This is a genomic window from Paenibacillus glycanilyticus (genome assembly GCF_023715145.1).
Classification (GTDB): domain Bacteria; phylum Bacillota; class Bacilli; order Paenibacillales; family Paenibacillaceae; genus Pristimantibacillus; species Pristimantibacillus glycanilyticus_A.
In genome coordinates, this window is the sequence record NZ_JAMBNP010000005.1 from 514,462 (window position 1) to 537,285 (window position 22,824).

29 protein-coding genes and 1 pseudogene are annotated in these 22,824 nt (G+C 41.8%); 19 read left to right on the top strand and 11 right to left on the bottom strand.

The genetic code is table 11. From position 1 onward, the window contains the following. Positions 1 to 2: 2 nt before the first annotated feature. The 3 genes from M3194_RS17315 to M3194_RS17325 form a co-directional block, all read right to left on the bottom strand. Positions 3 to 158, bottom strand: a complete 156-nt coding sequence (locus M3194_RS17315; protein WP_397334344.1) for an ATP-binding protein — start codon at positions 156 to 158, stop codon at positions 3 to 5. A gap of 99 nt (positions 159 to 257) precedes the next feature. Then, complete coding sequence (locus M3194_RS17320; protein WP_251655320.1) at positions 258 to 779, bottom strand: winged helix-turn-helix domain-containing protein; 522 nt, start codon at positions 777 to 779, stop codon at positions 258 to 260. Continuing rightward, positions 727 to 936 (bottom strand): response regulator, encoded by a 210-nt coding sequence (locus tag M3194_RS17325; protein ID WP_251655321.1) that lies wholly within the window; start codon positions 934 to 936, stop codon positions 727 to 729. Before M3194_RS17325 ends, M3194_RS17320 begins: the two co-directional genes overlap by 53 nt. A gap of 264 nt (positions 937 to 1,200) precedes the next feature. Here M3194_RS17325 and M3194_RS17330 point away from each other — a divergent pair, with 264 nt between their 5' ends. The 4 genes from M3194_RS17330 to M3194_RS17345 all read left to right on the top strand — a co-directional run bounded on the left by M3194_RS17330 (position 1,201) and on the right by M3194_RS17345 (position 5,802). After that, positions 1,201 to 2,070 carry an alpha/beta fold hydrolase gene (locus M3194_RS17330; RefSeq protein WP_251655322.1) on the top strand — a complete coding sequence of 290 codons (870 nt, stop codon included), beginning with the start codon at positions 1,201 to 1,203 and terminating at the stop codon, positions 2,068 to 2,070. 344 nt (positions 2,071 to 2,414) lie between these two features. Beyond that, on the top strand, positions 2,415 to 3,608 hold the full coding sequence (locus M3194_RS17335; protein ID WP_251655323.1) for an acyltransferase: 1,194 nt from the start codon (positions 2,415 to 2,417) through the stop codon (positions 3,606 to 3,608). Positions 3,609 to 3,630: 22 nt separating this feature from the next. Beyond that, positions 3,631 to 4,488 carry a polysaccharide deacetylase family protein gene (locus M3194_RS17340; RefSeq protein ID WP_251655324.1) on the top strand — a complete coding sequence of 286 codons (858 nt, stop codon included), beginning with the start codon at positions 3,631 to 3,633 and terminating at the stop codon, positions 4,486 to 4,488. Positions 4,489 to 4,698: 210 nt separating this feature from the next. Then, the gene (locus M3194_RS17345; protein ID WP_251655325.1) at positions 4,699 to 5,802 is read left to right on the top strand and encodes an acyltransferase; all 1,104 of its coding nucleotides are present in this window, start codon (positions 4,699 to 4,701) and stop codon (positions 5,800 to 5,802) included. Between the two features lie 68 nt (positions 5,803 to 5,870). Here M3194_RS17345 and M3194_RS17350 read toward each other — a convergent pair whose 3' ends face one another. After that, entirely contained in the window at positions 5,871 to 6,326 is a 456-nt protein-coding gene (locus M3194_RS17350) for a DinB family protein (protein ID WP_251655326.1), read from the bottom strand. Positions 6,327 to 7,155: 829 nt separating this feature from the next. Between M3194_RS17350 and M3194_RS17355 the strand changes: the two genes are divergently transcribed. Both M3194_RS17355 and M3194_RS17360 read left to right on the top strand, forming a co-directional pair. Continuing rightward, positions 7,156 to 8,631 (top strand): DHA2 family efflux MFS transporter permease subunit, encoded by a 1,476-nt coding sequence (locus tag M3194_RS17355; RefSeq protein WP_251655327.1) that lies wholly within the window; start codon positions 7,156 to 7,158, stop codon positions 8,629 to 8,631. Positions 8,632 to 8,703: 72 nt separating this feature from the next. Then, on the top strand, positions 8,704 to 9,819 hold the full coding sequence (locus M3194_RS17360; RefSeq protein ID WP_251655328.1) for an NADH:flavin oxidoreductase: 1,116 nt from the start codon (positions 8,704 to 8,706) through the stop codon (positions 9,817 to 9,819). Positions 9,820 to 10,296: 477 nt separating this feature from the next. Here the strand turns inward: M3194_RS17360 and M3194_RS17365 are convergent, their stop codons facing one another. Both M3194_RS17365 and M3194_RS17370 read right to left on the bottom strand, forming a co-directional pair. Then, positions 10,297 to 10,770, bottom strand: a complete 474-nt coding sequence (locus M3194_RS17365) for a GlcG/HbpS family heme-binding protein (protein ID WP_251655329.1) — start codon at positions 10,768 to 10,770, stop codon at positions 10,297 to 10,299. Between the two features lie 468 nt (positions 10,771 to 11,238). Then, on the bottom strand, positions 11,239 to 11,859 hold the full coding sequence (locus M3194_RS17370) for a cysteine hydrolase family protein (protein WP_251655330.1): 621 nt from the start codon (positions 11,857 to 11,859) through the stop codon (positions 11,239 to 11,241). Positions 11,860 to 12,302: 443 nt separating this feature from the next. Here M3194_RS17370 and M3194_RS17375 point away from each other — a divergent pair. From M3194_RS17375 to M3194_RS17405, 7 genes and pseudogenes are all read left to right on the top strand, one after another. Next, a pseudogene (locus M3194_RS17375) lies at positions 12,303 to 12,481 on the top strand (IS3 family transposase); the annotation flags it as partial. Positions 12,482 to 13,204: 723 nt separating this feature from the next. After that, positions 13,205 to 14,095, top strand: a complete 891-nt coding sequence (locus M3194_RS17380; RefSeq protein WP_251655331.1) for an endonuclease/exonuclease/phosphatase family protein — start codon at positions 13,205 to 13,207, stop codon at positions 14,093 to 14,095. Positions 14,096 to 14,310: 215 nt separating this feature from the next. Beyond that, complete coding sequence (locus tag M3194_RS17385; RefSeq protein WP_251655332.1) at positions 14,311 to 14,613, top strand: hypothetical protein; 303 nt, start codon at positions 14,311 to 14,313, stop codon at positions 14,611 to 14,613. Positions 14,614 to 14,958: 345 nt separating this feature from the next. Continuing rightward, positions 14,959 to 15,432, top strand: a complete 474-nt coding sequence (locus tag M3194_RS17390; protein ID WP_251655333.1) for a DUF2975 domain-containing protein — start codon at positions 14,959 to 14,961, stop codon at positions 15,430 to 15,432. Further along, positions 15,429 to 15,632, top strand: a complete 204-nt coding sequence (locus tag M3194_RS17395) for a helix-turn-helix domain-containing protein (RefSeq protein WP_251655334.1) — start codon at positions 15,429 to 15,431, stop codon at positions 15,630 to 15,632. The genes M3194_RS17390 and M3194_RS17395 overlap by 4 nt, the downstream gene beginning before the upstream one ends. A gap of 172 nt (positions 15,633 to 15,804) precedes the next feature. Beyond that, positions 15,805 to 16,761, top strand: a complete 957-nt coding sequence (locus M3194_RS17400; protein ID WP_251655335.1) for a sigma-70 family RNA polymerase sigma factor — start codon at positions 15,805 to 15,807, stop codon at positions 16,759 to 16,761. 30 nt (positions 16,762 to 16,791) lie between these two features. Next, a complete protein-coding gene (locus M3194_RS17405; protein WP_251655336.1) occupies positions 16,792 to 16,929 on the top strand; it encodes an SRPBCC family protein in 138 nt (45 codons plus the stop codon). Positions 16,930 to 17,008: 79 nt separating this feature from the next. Here the strand turns inward: M3194_RS17405 and M3194_RS17410 are convergent, their stop codons facing one another. Next, a complete protein-coding gene (locus M3194_RS17410) occupies positions 17,009 to 17,425 on the bottom strand; it encodes a VOC family protein (RefSeq protein WP_251655337.1) in 417 nt (138 codons plus the stop codon). Positions 17,426 to 17,798: 373 nt separating this feature from the next. Between M3194_RS17410 and M3194_RS17415 the strand changes: the two genes are divergently transcribed. From M3194_RS17415 to M3194_RS17440, 6 genes are all read left to right on the top strand, one after another. After that, on the top strand, positions 17,799 to 18,101 hold the full coding sequence (locus tag M3194_RS17415) for a PadR family transcriptional regulator (protein ID WP_285889344.1): 303 nt from the start codon (positions 17,799 to 17,801) through the stop codon (positions 18,099 to 18,101). 2 nt (positions 18,102 to 18,103) lie between these two features. Further along, positions 18,104 to 18,451: a DUF1048 domain-containing protein gene (locus tag M3194_RS17420; protein WP_251655338.1), complete on the top strand. Its 348-nt coding sequence runs from the start codon at positions 18,104 to 18,106 to the stop codon at positions 18,449 to 18,451. A 10-nt stretch (positions 18,452 to 18,461) separates the two neighbouring features. Next, positions 18,462 to 18,812, top strand: coding sequence for a DUF1048 domain-containing protein (locus M3194_RS17425; protein WP_251655339.1), 351 nt, complete (start codon positions 18,462 to 18,464; stop codon positions 18,810 to 18,812). 15 nt (positions 18,813 to 18,827) lie between these two features. After that, on the top strand, positions 18,828 to 19,586 hold the full coding sequence (locus M3194_RS17430) for an ABC transporter ATP-binding protein (RefSeq protein ID WP_251655340.1): 759 nt from the start codon (positions 18,828 to 18,830) through the stop codon (positions 19,584 to 19,586). Then, positions 19,587 to 20,360 (top strand): ABC transporter permease, encoded by a 774-nt coding sequence (locus M3194_RS17435; protein WP_251655341.1) that lies wholly within the window; start codon positions 19,587 to 19,589, stop codon positions 20,358 to 20,360. It abuts the gene before it with no gap. Between the two features lie 138 nt (positions 20,361 to 20,498). Next, complete coding sequence (locus tag M3194_RS17440; protein ID WP_251655342.1) at positions 20,499 to 21,107, top strand: chloramphenicol phosphotransferase CPT family protein; 609 nt, start codon at positions 20,499 to 20,501, stop codon at positions 21,105 to 21,107. Between the two features lie 194 nt (positions 21,108 to 21,301). Here M3194_RS17440 and M3194_RS17445 read toward each other — a convergent pair whose 3' ends face one another. The 4 genes from M3194_RS17445 to M3194_RS17460 form a co-directional block, all read right to left on the bottom strand. Continuing rightward, positions 21,302 to 21,460: a hypothetical protein gene (locus tag M3194_RS17445; RefSeq protein WP_251655343.1), complete on the bottom strand. Its 159-nt coding sequence runs from the start codon at positions 21,458 to 21,460 to the stop codon at positions 21,302 to 21,304. Positions 21,461 to 21,653: 193 nt separating this feature from the next. Continuing rightward, positions 21,654 to 22,034, bottom strand: a complete 381-nt coding sequence (locus tag M3194_RS17450) for a glycoside hydrolase family protein (RefSeq protein WP_251655344.1) — start codon at positions 22,032 to 22,034, stop codon at positions 21,654 to 21,656. 67 nt (positions 22,035 to 22,101) lie between these two features. Next, positions 22,102 to 22,311, bottom strand: a complete 210-nt coding sequence (locus tag M3194_RS17455; protein ID WP_251655345.1) for a glycoside hydrolase family protein — start codon at positions 22,309 to 22,311, stop codon at positions 22,102 to 22,104. A 323-nt stretch (positions 22,312 to 22,634) separates the two neighbouring features. Continuing rightward, positions 22,635 to 22,824: hypothetical protein (locus tag M3194_RS17460; RefSeq protein ID WP_251655346.1), on the bottom strand; the 190-nt coding region annotated here is incomplete at its 5' end.

Consider the following 22,824-nt stretch of genomic DNA (forward strand, 5'->3'; position numbering starts at 1 on the left):
GATCAAGTTGGAAGAGTTATAGTGAAGGTTGACCCTTGCCCAAGCACGCTGTCGACGGAAATTTCCCATTTATGTTTGTCGATTATATTTTTTACTATGGACAAACCAAGCCCTACTCCTCCCATTTTATGTAATATTAGTGAACTGTGAATGGGCATTATAGGAAGCGCTAATAGTCAGGATAACTGAACATAAAATCAAAACAACTCCCGTCAACAATGTGATACGTATTCTCAGGGAAAATTTGCATGCGAGTTTCATTCTGTTTCCTCCTCAATTTTATACCCCTTGCCTCGGACATTTCTAATAAGCTCCTTTTGGCAATGAGCTGCTACCAATTTCTTTTTTATTGAGTGAATGTAATATTTTAAGGTGTCTGGAAACAGATCAGTATGGCTGTCACATGTATGATTCATTAGTCGCTTTGCACTGATAACTTGCCCTTTTTGAAGCATCAAATATTCCAGAATAGCAAATTCTTTTTTTGTAAGAGAAATGTTGTTTTCATGATAAGTAACGTTTTTAGTTGCCATATTTAAGCGAAGGCTACCGCATGTAAGTACATTGCCCTGTTGAATATATGAAATTCGTGATAATGTTCGGATTCTTGCTTCCAGTTCCAAAAAATCGAACGGTTTCGTCATATAATCGTTTGCTCCCATGTCCAGGCCATTCACCCGTTCTTCTATAGCATACCGCGCGGACAAAATCAATATTTTTGTCTCCTTATCCTTTTGCCTGATATATTGTAAAACCTCTAAACCATTTCGATTTGGCAATCAAATCAAGAACAATCACATCATAGGTGTTTACACTATAGTAGTCCAGTGCTTCTTCTCCATCGTATGCCTTATCAACGGCGTAACCGCTCTTATGTAGCCCACGGTCAATGATCTTTGATAATTCTTCTTCATCTTCAACAAGCAAAATTTTCATGAATTCCTCATATCCTTATCCGATAAGGTGAGCAACTGATCAAATGGTTGAGAAATCGTTAGTTTTGATTAAAAATATTTTACTCTGCAAAGACGAATCCACCTAATCTACAACAAATTTTTAAAGTGAGGGGGCAGGTATTGCTTGTGGTTCAACAATCATACACACTTGCAATTACAACTGGCAACCTTCAGGGTCTTAACTGGGCACAACGTTCATACTTATAGTAAGACTGTTGAACCCTGTAAGGAGGGCGAACTACAGATGCAAATGGTGGTACAGTTTAAGAAAATGAAAATTGAGGGGATTGAAGTCTTCTATCGCGAAGCTGGGGATCCTAGAAATCCAACTATTGTTCTCCTTCATGGATTTCCTAGCTCTTCCCACATGTTCCGTGATTTGATTTCACTACTGGCTGATCGCTATTATGTCATTGCGCCGGATTATCCTGGGTACGGCAACAGCAGTATGCCTTCAGTTGACGATTTCTTGTACACATTCGAACATCTTTCTTTGGTCATTGAACAATTGATTAATCGGCTCTGCATCCCTCGCTATATTTTGTATTGCCACGATTACGGCGGCCCCATTGGGTTTAGGATTGCCGTTAGGCATCCAGAACGTGTTTTAGGTTTCGTAATTCAGAATGCTGTTGCGCATGAGGTAGGCCTTGGTCAACCATTTGATTTGTTTAAGGCACTTTGGGCAAATCCGAGTCCTGAAAACAAGGCAGCGTTTGCCACACTTGTCGATGCTGAATTTACAAAGAAACAATATGTTTACGGCGTTTGTAAACCTTTTAGAATTAGCCCGGACGGGTATGCAATGGACCAGTACTTCCTCGATCGGCCGGGAAATGCTGCTATTCAGTTAGCACTGGGTTATGATTACCGGCATAACGTGGAACAATATCCGAAATGGCAGCAGTACTTACGCACCTATAAGCCTCCGACTTTGATAACCTGGGGGAAAAACGATTTTATTTTCACTTTGGCAGGGGCGTACGCGCTAGCCCGAGAGTTAACCTGCGTCGAACTCGTGTTGTTATGCGGAGGACACTTTGTCCTTGAAGAAGAGAGTTGTACAGTTTCCGAATTGATTAAATCTTTCTTTTGTCGTGTTTACGGATTTTAGTGAAGTAACTATTTTTAAAAAACGGGTGGCGTGCGCCAACCCGTTTTTTTTTTTTGCATGTTCTGATTAATTGAAATGCGTAATAAATCGAAAACTGTCGGGAAGGTTCAACATCCCACAATGGGATAAGGAAAACATGTTAATCCTTATATTTGTCTTAAAATATCCGCTGCTAAGTTTAAGTTTTAATGTTAGTTGTCTTACAGATAAAACAATGCTTACCTTGCTATTATGAATCACATAACAATTGAGATTGCATAGATGAAATGCCTTGAAATGCCTTAAATTTATTTACTAGGTTATTAGTTTGATAGTTTCAAACTAAGGGAGGAGGAAGGAAGTTAATGGGTGCAACTTCAACATCAATGGAGAAAAGAGAAAATATTCCTGAACTACTACTCGTAAGGGCAATGGCTATTATCGGCGTCCTGTCTGTTCATTCAACATCGTTTGCCACTGTTGATATGGTGAACTCGAATTACTTTTTCCTTTATAATTTTTTTAATATTTTTATGAAAATCGGTACAACAACTTTTATCTTTTTAAGCAGCTTTGTCCTCTTTTACAATTATTATTCCCGTCCTTTGGACAAGAAATTGCTGGGGAGCTTTTATAAGAAGCGGCTGATGTATATTATTATTCCTTACTTGGTCTTCTCTTTGTTTTATTTTACGATACTGCATTTTCTTTATTATCCGGAACGGTCTCTATCAACAGAAGTTCACAATTTTTTTGATAAAGTTCTTACCGGAAAAGCGTATACACATCTCTATTTCGTTTATATCAACATTCAGTTTTATCTAATGTTCCCGTTGTTTCTGTGGATCATGAAGAAGTATCCCAAAACGGTTAAATGGGCGATTCCTGCAGGCTTTGCCTTGCAGTGGGGATTCTTCATGCTTAATAAATACGGCTTGGAGACACCTGTAGCTAACCGCGGAAGCTGGTCGTTCTCTTACTTCTCGTATTATTTGCTCGGCGCAGCTATAGGAATTTATTATCCGAAATTAAAAGAGTGGATTATCATTGCAAGAAATCATGCAACTTCAGTCCGCGTGACCACTTGGATTGTTTTGTGGGCATGCTGGATTGCAGCCGGCTTAACGCATGTGTACCTGTATTATGAGACTAGACTTCACGGGCATTCTTTCAACACCACACTGTTTGATCTCGTGTGGAATATTCACGGGGTATTAACGGCACTTGTTCTAATCCAATTAGCATTTATTTTATCCAAGAAGTTGCCGCCGATTCTATCCAGGCTTATTTCAAGACTTGGTCAATTGTCGTTTGGGGTCTATCTAATTCATCCGTTTTTCCTGCTCGTCTACCGGCAGCATCCGCTTCATACAGGTATGGCTTGGTTGCTTCATATCTGGTATCTGGGTGGCTTCCTGCTTGCACTTACCGGTTCTTGGATAGTTGTTGGATTCTTCGCACGTTATGTGCCATTTAACTGGATTGCCTTTGGTAGTTTGTCACATCCACAGAAGAGGCCTTCACAACCAATCATTCCTGAAAAACATCTAGAGGCATAAGTATCATAGGAGGAGATAATTTGTGAAAACAAAACTAATTGGAGCAGTGATTATCATCGCCCTAGCGATCCTTTGGCCGTTGACCAAGTACCAACTCGAAGCTTCTACTAACAAACCTGCCCATTATAAGAATAAGGTTATTGTTCTTATGTATCATCATATTGATACGAAGGAAAGCGGAGCTACAATATCACCTGGCCGTTTCGGTACTGATATGAAGATTCTGAAGGAATACGGCTACAATGTCATAAGCGCTGAGCAGCTCTTGAGTTTCATGCGGAATAAATCCAAGGTACCGGATAATGCAGTTGTTATTACCTTTGATGACGGCTACGACAGCTTTGATCAGTATGCGGTTCCGATTATGAAAAAATATAATTTTGTCGCCACTGACTTCATCATCGGATCAAGTAGTGACAAACAAAATGTACAGACGAAGCATTTGTCCTGGGAAACCATGCGCAAACTTAAAGCACAAGGTTTCAGCTTCTACAGTCATACGTACAATCAGCATGACTATGCTCCCCTTGATAAGAAAGGCGATAAAACAGGGCCAAAACTGTGCAATCCCATCTTTCTGCCAGATAAAGGCCGCCTAGAGACCACACAGGAATACAAGGATCGTGTGGAAGCAGATGCACGGCTGATGGAGAAACGTTTGAAGGAAGAGCTGAATAACTCTTATCAAATGATTGCTTTCCCATTTGGAGTATTTAATTCGACAGCTAAGCAGATTGAAAAAAATGCAGGCGACAATCTATTCTTCACCACTCAACCTGGTATTAACAAGCCGGGATCCGATGAAGTATTTCGCATAAATGCCGGAACACCGAGACTCACGGCCAACAAATTCCTCCATATGATGAAGCAATACGGATAGTTTCTAAAAAAAGAATTTTCTATACCCTGGGACAAGCAGGTTTAATATAAAAAATTTCTATTGTCTAAAAATCCGATATCATGCTACCGGAAAGTCACTGAAAACTGAAAAAGAGACGCAGCCGTCTGGCTGCGTTTCGTCTAGATTTGATCTACTGGCACTATTGTAAATACTCAGTTGACTTATAAGCAAATAAGGAGAGTTAATCCGTTGAGCAGAGAAAGAATAAGATATTTAGATGTGTATAGGGCACTAGCCATTCTAGCCGTACTCATGATTCATACTACATCATCAGCGGTTACTTCCTTACCTCACGATTCCAGTTTGTTCCCGATTTACGTGACATTGAATTCTGCGGCACATTATGCAGTGCCTGCATTTTTATTTTTGAGTGCATTAGTCTTGTTCTATAATTACGATGTGCAGACAAAGATTCGATGGGATATGTTCTATTTAAAGCGGATCATGACGATAATCGTGCCTTACGTGATTTGGTCCTTTTTATATTTCCTTCTGGTGGATCATATCAGAGGTATTACAATCCAAGAGAACTGGCCGAAATTCTTTGAAGGATTATTGCTGGGGAGCAATTATGCACATCTTTATTATATAGTCGTATTAATGCAGTTATTTATATTATTCCCTTTTCTCTTGCAGCTGTTTCGTATCCGATGGGTTCGCTCCAACTTGATTCCTATCGGAATCATTTCTCAGCTCGGTTTTTACTTCGGCAATCATTATGCTTTTCATATAGACAAGGTAAATACGTTTATAGGGGCTTATTTTCTATACTTGTTTCTCGGGGCCCAGGCAGGAATTAAATTGAAATCTTCGCTTCAGTGGCTGAGGAAACCAAATTGGTTACTCTATAGTGCAGTTATATTGTTAGCTGGTAACCACGTCTCGCAAATCTTCATTTCAATCTTCAAACCGTACGATGTTAATCAAACATGGCTCTTAGACATTAAGTATTTGTCGGTACATGGTTATGCAGCGGTGTGTTGTTACTTCCTTATCCATATTTCAAGCCTGTTACATGCTAAGGACTGGAGAGTGATTAAGCTATTGAAAGGACTAGGAGTAGTTTCATTTGGTGTCTATCTTATTCACCCGTTTATACTCGCCTTTTGGAGAAGCAAGGTTATGATTGCTGACCCCATATTCTATCATGTACTTATCTGGGGTGGAGGCTTGACGGCATTGATTATTCCATGGTTGGCAACTTTGTTCTTCCAAAGATATAGATGGGGCGGTTTGTTAATAGGAATGGATAAGGTTAAGTTAAATAGCAAGAAAATCTATACTCAATTATAGAGAATTATTATAAATATTGGATCTAAAAATATATCTGTTGCCCGGAGATTCCATTTAGGAGTTCCGGGCTATTTTAGCGCTTTATTCATAGCGGAGACAATGCCGATATGATTGACTTCATGCAGCATACAAACATAGATCAATTCTTCAACAGTTTCTACTCTCATTCGGTTTTCACTTAAGGGCTCTTCCAGCTTGTCCCTAAAAGTCTCGTCAATTCGGATAGATTGGTCTTTTAAATGTTCAATTACCAAATCCCAAGCGGGAGGATTACCTTTCCATTCCTTGGGACTTGTACCTGTACCAAAATATTCAGAATAATCATGAGAAAGGGTATTCGTTTGACCGGATATACCAAACACGAGACGCTCGGTAATGGTTAGGACATGCCCGATCTGCCAATGAATTGAATTATTAAAACCTTTGGGTACGATATGGCGTTGACTAACTTCACACGCCTCGGCCAACTTAATCAGTTGATTTCGATAGTTCCCATTCATGTTGAAGAAAAAATCAATTCTCATCTCATATTAGCCTCCAATTCTGTTACTCAGATTACGGTCTAACTCTCAAACTCGATATCAACACATGTCCAACTAACTGCAATGCGCTTTGTCATTATATCCAAAAACTATAATTTCATCAGTAATATACATACCGGCTAAACACGTGATGATTCCAATTGTAATTTATCTAACGGAAAATTTCCTCTGAAAAGGTTAAGCTAGCACCATAAACATGCCTCCCATAACGTATAAACATTATTTGAGGTTCATGATGTCAACTATCTAAAAATTTAATAAATTGTAAAAAAATATTGAAATGGGTGGAATCCAATGTATAATATGCTTCTGCATGATAGTGATTTTGATAATGCTATTTTTTTCGGTTATTTTGTAATGGTTACAACTGACGAGAATTACTCTGGCGGGGGCTTAATAGAAAAATATAACGAAAGTTATGTATGGATAAGTAATAGGAAATTTTCACGCACGTATTCCTCCTTCTTGCATACGCCTCCACCCGAAGTGCCTGTATTTTTTTCTGATTAATTTAACGGCCATTAAAAGTCGCGGAACAATCTGCGGCTTTTTTTATTTCCAATGACTAACTAATGAAAAGTGTTAATACCGGATATATGGGTTTCAAGGATTTAATATAGCATTCCCATTTGGGAAGATTGTTACGCTGATTACTGCGAAAGTTGGCCAAGAAATTGCTAATTATAAACCTATATCATCGATATTATTGAAAAGGAAAGTGGGTTTGTAATTTATCTAACGGATAATACATGAGGAATCATTTATGATAAACACCGAGCGGAAAATAAAAACGCAGAAAGGGAGGTTTATCATGAGTTCTACAGATAAGAATATTCGTTTTTGGCCAATCATGATAGCGATATTCGTTGGTACTTTCGTCTGCGTACTGGCGTCCACAACGATCAATATTGCATTGCCTATTTTGGGGGATGAATTCAATGCTGAACTTGGCACTGTTCAGTGGACATTGACTGGCTTTTTGTTAGCTACGGGGACTTTAGCTCCAACCGTGGGATACCTTGGTGAGAAAATTAGTTACAAATATTTGTTCCTCTATTCATTAATCGGATTCACGGTTTTTTCTGCACTATGTGCAATGGCTGGGAATATTCATTCATTGATTGCTTTTCGCATCATGCAGGGAGCATCTTGTGGTTTGATTATACCTGCTACGATGGCAATCATATTTCAAATCATTCCTAAAGAAAAACAAGCATTTGCTATCTCGTTATGGGGGCTTTCTGCTTCGCTAGCACCTGCGTTCGGACCAACAATTAGCGGATGGCTGCTTCAGAGCTTTGCCTGGCAATGGCTCTTCATTATGAACATTCCCGTTGGTATAATTGCAATTTTTTTAGTTATGAAATTTATACCATACTATCGTTTGAGTGTACCTAAAAGATTTGATTTTCTTGGATTTATTACAGTAATAATTGGGAGTGCATCGTTGCTGCTGGCGTTTGGACAGGGTCATAGCTGGGGATGGGAATCTATTAAAGTCGTAGGACTATTCATAGTCGGAATTATTTCCCTGATTTTGTTTATCGTTCGCGAGCTAACGACAAAAACCCCGTTACTTAATATTCGAGTTTTCAGTAACGGACGTTATACACTTAGTTTAATTATCACGAATATTTTAACGATCAGTCTTTATGCAGGAACTCTTCTGGCGCCTGTATTTCTGCAAAAAGTACAAGGCATCACCGCAATGGAAACAGGGTTGCTTCTTCTTCCATCGTCTTTCGTCATGGCTTTAGTTATGCCTATCGCAGGTAAGTTATACAGTAGAGTCGGCCCGCGTTTGCTCATGTCCGTAGGAGTTGTTTTCTTAGCATTAGGAACACTAATGCTTAGCTTGATTAGCATTGACATATCCCATATGTATATTGTACTCATGATGACAATTCGTAATATAGGTGTCGCTCTGATTATGATACCGGCAAGTAATGCGGCGATGGAACTTATTCCAAAAGAGCTTTCCGGACATGCTTCATCTATTATGAATTGGACGCGTAATGTGATGGGATCATTTGCGATTGCCATATTTACGTCTTTGCTTGCTACCCGAACATTGAGCTATGGAACAGAATTAGCAAAAGAGGGATATACCAACAAATTTCATATATCCCAAATAGCGTTCACAATGAGTATTAACGATGTTTTTTTCATTACGGCAATCATAAGCATTATAGCTTTGCCATTGGCTTTAATGGTCACGAAGGCGAAGAAGCCAGACATAAACGTAAGTTCAACTTCAGAACCAAAACCTGTAAAAAACGCAGTTTAAAATGTTAAATCAAATTCAATAAAATTATAAAATACGAACTTATTATCTTTGTCCTAAGAGGAGGAAATTTTAATGTCAAACACAAATCCTAAAGTACAAGCCTTATTTAAGCCTTTCACGGTGAACAAGCTTCAATTGGCCAATCGAATTGTGATGGCCCCGATGACGCGTAACTTCTCGCCTGATGGTGTACCGGGCAAAGATGTTGCTGCGTATTACAAGCGCCGTGCTGAGAATGGCGTTGGATTAATTATTACGGAAGGCACGTTGATTGATCATCCTTCAGCAGGTGGCAGTCATAATGTGCCGCACTTCTATGGGGAGTCTTCACTTGAAGGTTGGAGCGAAGTGGTGAAGGCAGTGCACGAAGCCAGCGGCCGCATCTTCCCGCAAATTTGGCATGTCGGCATGGAGCGTAATCCTGAACATTTCCCTAACTCCAATGCGAAGCCAGTAGGACCGTCCGGCTATTCGGCGCCGGGCGTGAAAAATGGCGAACCGCTCTCTATAAGCGAAATCGAAGAGTTGATCGAGGCGTACGGAATTGCGGCGGGCGAAGCGAAGCGAATCGGTTTTGATGGTGTGGAGATTCACGGCGCGCATGGTTACTTGATCGATCAATTTCTCTGGGGAGAGACAAATAAGCGAACAGATAAATATGGCGGCAATTTAGTCGAGCGGACACGATTTGCCGTCGAGGTCATTGAAGCGTGCCGTCGTGCGGTCGGACCGGATTTCCCCATAGCTTTTCGCCTCTCCCAATGGAAGACTACAGATTTCGCGGCGAAGTTGGTACGTACACCGGAGGAACTAGCAGCGATGCTGGAGCCGCTGACTAAGGCAGGCGTAGATATTTACCACTGTTCGACGCGTCGGTTCTGGGAGCCGGAATTTGAGGGCTCCGACCTTAACTTGGCAGGCTGGACGAAGAAACTGACAGGCAAGCCGGCAATCACTGTCGGCTCTGTCGGGCTTGACTCCGAATTTTTGAAACTGTTCACTGAAGGAGCTGGAGCAAGTGTGGTGAAACTGGACAATCTGCTCGAACGGTTGGAAGAGGATGAGTTCGATCTAGTGGCAATCGGCCGCTCGCTCCTGGCCGATCCTGCTTGGGCAGTCAAAGTACGCGAAGGGCGTGAAGACGAAATGATCGCCTTTACGAAAGAAGTGCTCGAAAAGCTCATTTGACGAATGGCAACAAGCACTTAGTTACGAACCAATCAAAAACACTACGAACAAAGAATGGGACTGACCCCCTAGCTTGAGATAAATTAAAACACCTTCAAGAGAAAGCCTCCATGTCGTAAGATATGGGGGACAACTTTGGAGGTGTTTTTGCATTGGCAACAAGAGTTAGTTACCCATTAGAAACCAAACTGAAAGCAATTGAAATGAGAATGGCAGGTATTTCTGCCCACTTGAGCACAACGAGCTGCTCTAGATAGGAAATCGAATCGGCATATAGCCTGTATTGGTTATCCGTTTTACCACTATCTGTCCGTGTTCATCAATACGGGCAGATAGTGGAATCACTCATAACGCTTTCGGGATAGGGACGGAATCTGAACTTCTCTTCCTAAATCGGCTTTTTCTCATTGCTGAACCGACGATAATATAATTATTGCGAATGAGATGAAGTTCACCAACTAAATGATATCTGTTCAGTTACCTTTTTGAAAATGGAAGAAACACATTACGAGTGTTAGAAATCGTTGATTCTCCGGCTGCAGGCAAATTCGTTAAGGCAAGAACGGCGGCATTAGCAACTTCGATGTCCTGTGCACTCGTTCCTCCACTTACTCCGATGCCACCGATGATTTTATTATCACTCACTAGTGGGATACCTCCACCCAAAATGACCAATTTGCCTTGGTTTGTAGTATTAATACCAAACGAAGGAGAGCCAGGTTGTGCCGATTGTGCCAGATTAGCTGTAGGCATCTGCATGGCTACGCTTGTCCAAGCCTTATTCTGTGAAATTTCGATTCCAGCAATTTTTGCATTGTCCATACGATGAAAAGCAATTAGGTTCGTGCCTTCATCAACAATTGCGATATTGCTTGACAGGCCCATTTGCCGGGCTTTTTGTTCCGCGACTGCAAGCAAGTATTTAGAAATTTCTAAGCTTAGTTTGAACATTTCATTCACTCCTCAGGTATTGGTTACCATTGTAGTCTATGGTCAATTCCCCAGTAGAGTGAATTTAAGGATTTTCTCTCTAAGTGGCCGGGCGGCTGTATACGCATAGGCGACTGCTACGCAGATCAGTATCGCGGCAAGGATCAATTATGAATTTTGCGAACCGTAAGCCGTCATAACGTTGAAACGCCTAGGGGTTTTCAACAAAAATAATCAGATTTTGAAATAAAGCCGCACTAGGTGTATGTTGTAGAAGTGCGCAGAACCATTTAGGAAAGTTGCCTGCTTGCTGGTGAATTTAGCTTTTTCGTTAAATAAGCCGCATTGGCTATTGTTCAGAGTATAAAATTGTTTAATAACTCTGTAATAACCAACTTTAATAATACAGGAGGAAAAGATTGGAGGATAATTTGTTAATGTAGAATTAGGCACAAGTCTTTATGTGAAAGATTAAAGTTACCGAATTAATTATAATTGAGAGATTGCCTGTTGAGTTGACCAGGTAGCACTGCTGAATGCCTGATAGTTTGTAAGAGCTGCTTGAAAATTTAATTCACTTGTCGCTGCAGTGGCATCATAAACAACTGCTGTTTGGAATCCATTTTCAATCAAGTCTCTCATATGCGATTCTACACATATGTTTGACAGGACACCTGCCAAAATGACTTTTTCCTTCCTTTGCTGACGTAATTGATAGACTAGATCATTGGTCTGCGGACTGGCAATCTTATGGGCGGTCGTTATGACTGTTCTACTAGATAATATATATGGCTTCAGCGATGGAACCCAGTCAGCTCCTACAGAGGTGTAGTCATTTTGTTTTTGAAATACTCGAAGCTTTAATAGCATTTCTTGTTCAGCTCCAGTAAATTTCCAATAATAATCATGTGGAAATATATAATGAGGAGAAATAAATAGCTGATATCCCTTATTCATGGCTGTACTCATTAGAATTTCGAGGTTACCTAGTGTATTGTAATGCTCAATAATATTTTTTGTTAAATGATATCCTTTACCTCCTGGTGAAAGAAAGTCATTTTGTGTGTCTGTTATGACAATTGCTGTATTATTGGGATTAGGTTTAAACATTTTTTATCCTCCAAATCAACATTATAATATATCCATATATATCCATATATATCCTTTATTAACAAACTATTCAATTATTCGACTATTATTCTTTCATGAATATATATTAATGGGGGCTTGGACATATTCCGTTGGAGCATAGGTATTTTACAACTGCCTTTCAAATCGTTACGGCATTCAACGCACTTAGAAAGATTATGTCCATAAAGGACAGAGTGCGCTTGTTCCGCTCTTTCGAAATCAATCAGTTTGGACACGCTCAAACTCGTGAATTCGAAGGATTTCATTCTAATGCCAGTATAAGCAAGAGGACATTGAAAGAGGAAAGTGAAGTTTTATATAATTGAATAATTTGCTTATGTCGGGTAATAATGCTAGGGGTAGAAACTATCTGTGCATCTGTTGGATAAAGTAAGTCCCTAGGGCAAATGCAACCGGCAAATGAAAACTTCTTTGGCATTATGAAATCGGAGTTTCTCTATCTTAATGAATTTGAAAATATAGATCACTTTAAGCAAGAACTAGCAAAGTACATGGATCACACAATCATGATCGAATTAAGTCCAAACTAAAAGGCATGAGCCCGGTTCAATACCGAGCCCATGCCCAACAGGTTGCTTGATAATTATTGTCAAACTGTATGGGTTACTTCAGTTTAGATCAGCTGCTGTTTTCATCAAGTTCTTGTCATTTATGTTATCAAGTTCTTGTCATCCGACAAGAAGATTGATTTTTGTCAGGTGACATGAACATTATGTCATTTAAGGCCGCGAATATCGCGGCTTTTTGTATTTCTGGGATCAAGTTCTTGTCAAAACCAAATGACAAGAACTTAATCCCATTACCGAAATTGACAAGAACTTAATCTCATTCCCGACGATAAGCAGGGAATCACAAGGGTTGAATCGGATCGCATATTGAAGGCAGCCATAGACCGATTAAAAATCGTGCAACTCCCTCGAAATGATCACTGCGACTCATAAATTCGCAGAATTTCACCCTTGAATGATAATGAAAGATAAAGATATTTTGAAGCTTTTGCTACTCGGCTAAAGTGAACAGGAGATGCACAAAGTGAGGACAGCTTCACCCACATTGTTCCATTTACTCAAGTCTCCACTTCAACTTAGCGATTCTCTGATCTTAATTGCGGTTTAAATAGAGCAGCAAGAATCTTATAATGAAAACAACTAAAAATTACAATTCCCTTACATATGGTCCTAGTAAAAGACCATATTTACATAGAACAATCTACATCTACCAGCCTATGGAAATGTAAATCAGTATATGAAATTATAGTAGCAGATTCACCTATCTTATTGAAAACTTCGAGAGGATGTTGTGCATGCTTAAAAAGTCAGTTATTGTCTCTTCTGTTTTATTGATGTCTATGATTCCTATGTTTTCGTTAAGTAGTGAATCTTATGCTTCAGACTTTAAAAAAGAAAAAGAGACTGCCATTAAAGTGATGGAGTATAATATTCATCATGCCGAAGGCATGGATGACATTCTAAATTTGAACAGAATTGGTGACGTTATTAAATCATCGGGTGCTGATATCATTGGTCTGCAAGAAGTCGATAATCATTTCTCCACGCGTAGTAATTTCGAGGATCAGGCGAAATGGTTAGCCAATTACTTAGGCATGCATTACCAATTTGCTGCAAATCTTGACAATGATCCCTTAAATGCGGGGGAACCTCGCCGTCAATATGGAACGGTTATATTAAGTAAATATCCTATTCTTTCTAGCGAAAATCATTTACTTGATAATACGCAATATCCTGCAGAGCAGCGCGGTCTTGCGAAGACGGTAATTAATGTGAGGGGCAATCATATTAATTTCTACAATACTCATCTTGACAATAAAACACCTGAAGCAAGAAATATACAAGTCAACGAGATCCTGGGGATTGTAAATCAAGATAATGGAACAAGTATCTTAGTAGGAGACTTCAATGCTACACCAGATAGTCCTGAAATTATAAAAATGTCTGCGCAGTACCATGACACATTTGCGGAACTTGGTCTAAATGATGCCTATACGTCCTATTATTATTCAGACAAGCCTAATCGTCGAATCGACTACATCTATACGTCTGACGATGTAAAAATTAAAGCAGGGAAGGTTATAGACACAATCGCAGCGGATCACTTGCCCATTACAGCGGAGCTTGTTATTAATAAGAAGGACCAGCCATCTCATGGTGACAACGGTCATAACCAACAGAAGTAATAAAGCAAATCGATTTTAAGCGCAACCCCTTCAGTGAAGATAATGAAGGGGTTTTTACTTGATCGTAATTGCATTTGAAATAACATCAAGTCCTTATCATGTTATGACATCAATTTCTTAGGAAATACAATAATCAGCCAGCGTCCGAAATGTCATTTAGGATGGCAGACGGCAAGCCGTACTCGAAATGTAAATTGGAGGTGGTTGAGTTGTTAATGGAAGAAGAAGTTATATTCCTTCTAAAATGGGGATTTGTTTCAGTAATGTGTGCTGTCCTAGTTATTGTTATAGGGTTAATAGCCAAATATAAAAAGTCAGGATATATATGGATTTTGGCACATTTGATATTGTTTTCATGGGGAGCACTGAGATGGATAAAAGTATTGGAAACACGAGCAACATCCAGTTCAATTGATAACTCATTAACCATTGCTTGGATAGGTGTGATATGGACAATCAGCATGATTTGTATGAGTGTAGGATTGCTATTATTAAGTCCCCAAAAGAAACATGAGTAGGATACGATGGGAGAGCGTTACAATAATGAAGACTTTAGTCGAAGATAAGATACAATTCATCTAGCCAAAACGATTAGTAGCCTTTTCAACGCCAGGACATGGGGGTTAACAGTGAAACAAATTATGTTGTTTGTACTCGTTTCAGTTTTATGTTTTACCAATAATAAGCAATCATATCTAGAAGGAACCAATGAGAACATTAGTTTAACAACAAAACGGAAGCCGATCGGCTGCCATTTGTGATTAATCTATTTTTCGCATCCACCATCAATTACGGAAAATAACAATGTATTTTTATTGTAAAACGATAAATATAGTGATAAAATCAAAAAAGAGGTGAAATAGATGAAAAAAGAGACGCTCTTTTTAAAAGTTGTTCTGGTTGTTATGGCAATTCCTGCATTAGTGATGTGTTTTTATGGACTCCCAGCGATGGCGCATAGTATGATGCCGGATTTCCCGGATTATAAAGTTTATCTTTCCGCTTTGGCTGCGTATGTGGCGTCTATTGCGTATTTATTTACGCTACTTCAGGCATTTAAGCTTCTCAGATACATTGATGCAAATACCGCTTTTTCGCAAACCTCTGTTTTAGCGCTTAAGAAAATAAAGCAAGCGGCGGTTGTGGTATCACTCATGTTTGCATGTAATCTTCCGCTTTTCTACTTTGTAGCTGACGGCGCAGATGCACCAGGCGTCATGGTCATCGGGCTAATTGTAACCTGTGCGCCAGTCGTAATCGCAGTATTTGCCGCAGTTCTTGAGAAACTGCTCAAAAACGCGATCGAGCTCAAAGAAGAACAGGAGTTGACCGTATGATAGTGGTTAACATTGACGTCATGCTTGCAAAGCGGAAAATGAGCGTTACTGAGCTATCGGAGAAAGTCGGCATTACAATGGCGAACCTGTCGATACTTAAAAACGGAAAAGCAAAAGCCATTCGAATCTCAACACTCGAGGCGATCTGCAAAGCACTCGAGTGCCAGCCTGGAGATATTCTCGAGTATCGGCAGGATTGAAATAAATAAAAAAGCCTCCGATATATCAATCGTAACGATTACATAACCTTCGCCTTTTAGGCTAACGACGAACAAGATGAGAACTGGAAGCGTAAAATGTGTAGTATGGTATTTCTGCGACAGAGGGGTTGTTAAAGGTACCGCTCTTCGGGGAGATCGTTGGGAGGACGCGATGAACGAGACCGCATTTGACGAAGCATTATTTGCAAGCTTAAAGCCGGGCTTAACCTCGTACTGTTACCGAATGCTAGGCTCCATGGACGATGCGGACGATGCCGTTCAGGAGACGAGTATTCGGGTCTGGCAGAGCTGGAGCACGTTCAGACAGGATTCCTCGTTCAAAACTTGGGTCTATCGGATTGCCTCCAACCTGTGCTTGGACAAGCTGAGACAATCCAAACGCCGCGCGCTTCCCGTTGACCTGTTCGACCCGGCCGTCTCCATCGTCGAGCCGCGCGACACACTGCCGGACTCTGCCTGGATCTGGCCGTCTCCCGACTTTGGGGGCAATCCGGAGGATCGGCTTGTCCGCAGAGATACCCTTCAACTGTGCTTCATCGCTCTCCTGCAGACCTTGCCTCCGCGGCAGCGCGCGGTACTCATTTTGAAGGATGTATTTGAATGGTCCTCCAAGCAGATCGCGGAAACGTTGGCGATGTCGACGGCAGCGGTGAACAGCGCCTTGCAAAGAGCTCGAGAGACGATGGACCGGGCGCAGCTTCGCTCGGATGAGCTCAGCAGCATGGACGTTCAACCGGAGCAGCAGCTGCTATCCCGGTATGTGGAGGCCTTCGAACAATTCGATATTGCTGCGCTCGTCGCGTTGTTCCACGAGGAAGGCTGTATGTCGATGCCGCCATTCGAGATGTGGATCCGCGGCAAGGAAGATTTGTCCGCCTTCTATTCGCTGACTCGCTGGCATTGCGAAGGTTCGCGATTTGTGCCCATTACGGTGAATGGCGGTTATCCAGCGTTGGCCCAGTATATGCCGGGCAAAGAGGGCTCTAGTCTGGTGCCTTGGGGCATCCACGTCATCGAAATCAAAGAGGATCAAATCCTGCACGTTCAAAACTTCATTCATACGCCATTATTTTCGCGATTTGGGCTGCCTGAGCGAATTGACCAATGAATTTCGTCATTGGCTTACGAGGACTGGCATATGGCTTTCGTCGATCAAGGGAATGAAACGAGGGTCATAGAAACGTTCGACGCGGAAAGCTCCAATTCCGTCGAGTTCCAGCAAGCAGGCTGGCAAGGAATCATGGACAAGTTCAAAGCCTATACCGAACAAAACTAATCATCGCGAAGAAGACGCCGGGGAAGATGTCCGGCGTCTTTCTTTTCGAACCTAATTACGAGCGTGCTCTCCATCAGCCTTAACCTTGTGCCGCATCCATGTTCATGTAGTTAATGGCCCACAGATGGCCGTCCAAGTCCACGAAGCCCCAATGATATATCAGCCCATGATATTCAGGTTCGGCGTGCAATTTCCCGCCCAATGAGACCGCGGTATTCACGATTTCATCGACCTTTTCCCGGCTCTCGAGGGCTAATGCGATCGTCATCTGCGCATACCTGCTCGTATCGACAGATTCCTTCTCCGTGAGCGTATTAAAGAATGCTTGATTGATCAGCATGACCTGCAGGTTGGCGCCGATCACGATGGCTGCCGAATTCTCGTTGTCGGGGAATTGCGGGTTGGGCTCGAATCCGAGTCCGGTGAAGAACGCTTTCGATTGTTCTACGTTTTTTACAGGCAGGTTGAAGCTCGTGAATACGGACGTTAATGCCATTTCCAAACACCTCTTCGTCAAATTAGTTTGTGTTCATTTATGCCTTCGTTTATATAGACGACAGCCGATCCGGGAATTCATCGGTCTCATGGATTCGGAAGCGTAAAGTTTGAAAAATAACTTGGTCATGCGTTCGGATACCCGCCATTCCCGTAATTTCGATCCAACGGGTTACAGAATAAGACATTGGCAGCTGCATATCAGCTGCCATTTTTATTGCATTATGAAATAGGGGAGTCAAGTGTGAAAATTTGCAAGGTCATGGTATTGACAAATACATCTACTGCGTGTTACTTTGTAGTGGTAGTAAGTAATACTGGATACCTGTTATACAGAGTAGCAAGGAGTGATTGCGCTGGAAAACCTAACAGAAATGCTTAAAGGGGTGCTTGAGGGCAGCGTCCTTGAAATTATAAGCCGTAAAGAAACCTACGGCTACGAAATTACGCGTCAGCTGAACGCCCTCGGTTTCACAGATGTTGTGGAGGGAACGGTGTATACCATTCTGATCCGGCTTGAAAAAAACAAACTGGTGGAGATCACCAAGAAGCCATCTGACATGGGACCACCGCGCAAGTTTTTCGCGATCAACGATGCGGGGCGTGAGGAGTTGCGGAGGTTCTGGGAAAAATGGGAGTTCGTATCATCAAAAATGAATGAGTTAAAGGAGAAATGACAATGAATTTTTGGGAGAAAATTACCGGCAGCGACATGAGTAAAGAATTGAAATCTTTTGAAGGGAGACTCAAAAAGCTGCCGGATGATTATCAAGCGGCATGGGGAAGTATTTGCGATAATCTTTGGCCGTACTCCGATTTCACCGGTCGCAACCTCATGCCAATACTTGACGGTGTGCTTGGTCTGTTCGAAGAAACAGCAGCGGACGGTCAGAGTATCCAAGAGGTTATAGGCGACGATATCAAAGGCTTCTGTTCAGCGCTGGCAGGCGAAGAAGGGGCCAAGACCTTTCGAGATAAATGGCGTAAGCAGCTCAACGCTAATATTGCTAAAAAATTAAATAAATAGGAGGATCAACATGACAATACGAGATCTTATTGAAGGCAAAAAAGAATGGAGAGCGCATGTTGCGCGTGTCAAAACACTCCCGAAAGATTATCAGATTGTTTATAAAGAGATTCAAAAATACCTCTTTAAGGTTGGTCCTGTTGAGTTAACCGATGGTACGGGGTTGCTTGCGGGGATTGTCGATCTTTTTGAAGAGGGCGCGGCCGAGAAGAAAGGCGTGCTTGAAGTGACGGGCAGTGACGTAGCGGCATTCTGTGATGATTTAATCAAAGATTCAAAAACTTACGCTGACCTCTTTCAAGAATCTCTTGACCAAGAAGGTAACAAGGATACCAAAAAAGGTACGGATAAGAAAAAATAAAGGGGGGAAATCCGGATGAAAAAAGCAATTGAAGTGAGAGAACTGCGAAAGTCTTTTAAGGATACGGAAGTTTTAAAAGGCACTAATTTTGAAGTGAAGCAAGGGGAGATCTTTGCACTGCTTGGCTCCAATGGCGCAGGCAAGACGACAATTGTCAAAATCCTCACAACGCTGCTCAAACAGGATGGGGGGACCGCTACCGTAAACGGATTTGACATCTTGTCACAACCAGATAAAGTACGGCAGGCGATCAGTCTGACCGGGCAATTTGCCGCCGTAGACGAGATATTGACCGGACGTGAGAATTTGATCATGATTGCCAAACTGCGATACCTTAAAAATCCACGAGAGGTTGCGGATGATTTACTGGAACGCTTCGGCTTGACCGACGCCGCCGATCGCAAGATGTCTACTTATTCAGGCGGTATGCGCCGCAGGCTTGACATTGCTATGAGTCTGATTGGTAGACCTCAAATCATTTTTCTAGATGAACCAACCACCGGACTTGACCCCGAGGCTCGAATAGAGGTATGGAAGATTGTCAAGGAATTGGCTGACAGCGGCACAACTGTATTTCTCACTACGCAGTATTTGGAGGAGGCGGAGCAGCTTGCAGACCGGATTGCTATTCTGCACGAGGGCAGGATCATCGCCAGCGGTACGCTCCCGGAGTTAAAGAAAATGTTCCCTACCGCTAAGGTGGAGTATGTGGAGAAACAACCGTCATTAGAGGAGATTTTCCTCACAATCGTCGGAAAAAAGGAGGAGAATTAAATGGAGACGACAACGACTAAGAGTCATTTTTTCACCGATATTAGAGTCATGCTTGGACGGTCCATGCGTCATATATTCCGCAGCATGGATACCATTATCACGGTTACCATCACGCCAATCGCCATGATGCTCTTATTCGTTTATGTATTCGGCGGGGCTATTCAGTCCGGTACGGATAACTATGTGAATTACCTGTTGCCCGGGATACTCCTCATGGCGATTGCCAGCGGCATATCCTATACAGCCTTCCGTTTGTTTACAGATGTACAGAGGGGCATATTCGAGCGTTTCCACACCATGCCGATTTCACGTTCTGCCTTGCTCTGGGGTCATGTGCTTACTTCACTTGTATCAAACGCAATATCAGTTGTCGTCATCATTCTCGTCGCATTAATTATGGGTTTTCGTTCATCCGCAGGAGTGCTGCCATGGCTCGCCGTAGCTGGTATACTCGCTCTGTTTACGCTAGCTTTAACATGGGTTGCTGCTATTGCCGGATTGTCTGCGAAAACAGTTGATGGTGCGAGCGCGTTTTCCTATCCCCTTATTTTCCTTCCGTTTATTAGTTCAGCATTTGTACCGACTGATTCGATGCCAAAAGTCGTTCGTGTCTTTGCCGAGAATCAGCCTGTTACCTCTATTGTAGAAACTATCCGTGCACTATTGTCAAATCAACCGGCAGGTAATGATATTTGGGTCGCTTTAGCATGGTGCGTCGGAATAATGCTAGTGGCTTATCTGTTCGCAATGAAGGCTTATAAAAGGAGAGCGTAAGAAGCAAATAACCGCTGAATGAAGGTTGGATATAGTTTAGTTTTTACTCGAATATTTTCTGAGTTGGATAATTGTATGTATTGTTGAGTGTAACGTTATCTGGAAGGTACAAAAATCTTATAGGTAAGGGTGATTCGTTTGAAGCAAGGAACGATTGTGTTGCTGAACGGAACTTCAAGCTCAGGAAAGACCAGTATTTCTAATGAACTGGTAAATCAGAAAGAAATCCTTTTTCATCATTTATCTATAGATGATTTTATCAAGGATTATTTTAATAATAAATTTTCAGATATTGAACCTACAAGAGAAGTAGATGAGCAAGTTATCGTACAAATAACGTTTAATCCTTTAGTTTCCTTGTACTATTCAACAATAAAATTGTTTTCAGAAATGGGTTTGAATGTAATCGTAGATACCGTAATAGAAAATGACAAGTGGTTTAATGAGTGTCTTGATGTATTTTCTGGACAGCCTACATTATTTATAGGAGTAATGTGCTCGAAAGAAGAACTCATAAGAAGAGAGCAAACAAGAGGAGATCGAAATATTGGACTAGCAGCTTCGCAGTTCAGCAAAGTATATTCCATTGATGAATATGACCTCGAAGTAAATACGGAAGAGATGAATCCATCAGAATGTGCCGATAAGATATTAAGCTTTATGAAGTCCAACAAGGATTACTCGGCGTTTAAGAAATTAAGCAAAAGAGATAGTAGTGGTTCCTTAGAAGACGCATCCATCGGATAACGCCACGCATCTAGAGAACGATAGCTTAAGTAAGAAACATGCCGCCGCCAACTTTAAATCCGGCATTGAGGAAATATTCGCAAGAATAATATTGCAAAGAGCAAGCTTAAAAGACCTCCGACAGGAGGTCTTTTAAATTCTATTTTAGAGAAATATCGTTAGTCAGCTGTATGGAGGCAATAAGCTTGTAACGATTAGTAGTACCCTTTACCTCCTGTACCTACACCACCAACCTGTGGGCCGTAACCGCCGCCCCAGCCGCCAACAAAGCCACATCCGCAGATGATTATCACCAGCAAGATGAACAGTACAAGAATTCCGCCGATTTGATTTCCATGGCCAAATCCTGACATAATTCACAACACCTCCTTACGTCTGGAGTATACGTTATAATATGTGCGGGGAAATAAGATGCTTGGGTATTTGCCTCAAGGGCATTTGTCTAATTCCATTTGCCTCTCCGTTACAAAGGTCATGGAAGTTTAAATGTCCAGGGTTTTAGCTTTTGAACTTTACCATTCATTTAAGAATTCAGAACGGCAAAGCTCAAGTTTTGATTGGCGGATGTTGATTCTGTCCACTGCATATTAATGGCGCCATCCTCCTTGGTGCCGCCGCTGAAGCCAAGCATCTTGACGTGTTAATCACGCTGCTTGCTCCTTCCTCTGTAGAAGCGCCGGAAATATCCATCGTAGCGCTTGTACCCGCATAGCTCGCTCCAGTCCAAGCTGTTGTCCCTGCCCACAAAGCACTGCTCCAAGTACCCGTGATGCTATCCGCCGTATAATAATAAGTTCGGCTGGATTGGTAACCTTGAGTCTCGGATGCCAGCATATAATACTTGGATCCTACTTTGAAGAGCGAGGTGGCTTCCTTATAAGGAGTTACCGACTGCAAGACCGTCACAGGTGTGACAGTAATTAGCATTCAGCTGTGTATCCCCTCTGCCGATATAAATGCCGGAGTTGTAGTCAATATTTCCTAAGCTGTTTTTTTAAAAATCAACCGTCTGAGTAATATAGGTAGTGCCGTCATCATCGGTGAAGATCGAACCGAGGTCTCCATTTCCGTAGTAACCGCCCGGATTAGGAATATATTTCTGGAATTCGAATTGACCTGTTGGCGAGTCGCTGTACCAGATTGAAATCGAGTTGCGGAAGCCGCAGCAGCCGTACTCCATATACATGACATATTTATCAATCACGCTGTTATACTGGACGAGCGGTCTGCCGAACCATTGGTTGTTGGAGAATTGAGGAATGGATGTATCGCCCGTATTGTTGCGGTAAGGATTAATGGATTGAAAATCGACGATTCCCCTATGTGCCGTCCAGGTTACAAGATCTGTTGACGTATACCCGCTGACTTTCTTCTATCAGTCCGGATTTGCCGATCCATCAGGAAGCTTGGAGGGTTGAGAAACGTCCAAACCGTACCAGTAATACGTTTCTCCTTCCTTCATCCTCCATCCGACTTGCGCCCAGACCTGATCGCCGTCTGTCGCGTACTTTTCTACATTGTTAACGATTAAGGATGACCCTGCCGCGTGAGCGGGCTGCCGGTACTGAACGGTAGCTTCTTTACGCTAACGGGCAGCATTCCTATAATGAAGAAATACGAGGTTTGAGAAACAAAAAGACTCCTTGGTATGATGTATGAGGGTCCCAGATGCTCGCCAGCGACCGGATCCAAATACAAACCAAGGAGACTACAAAAT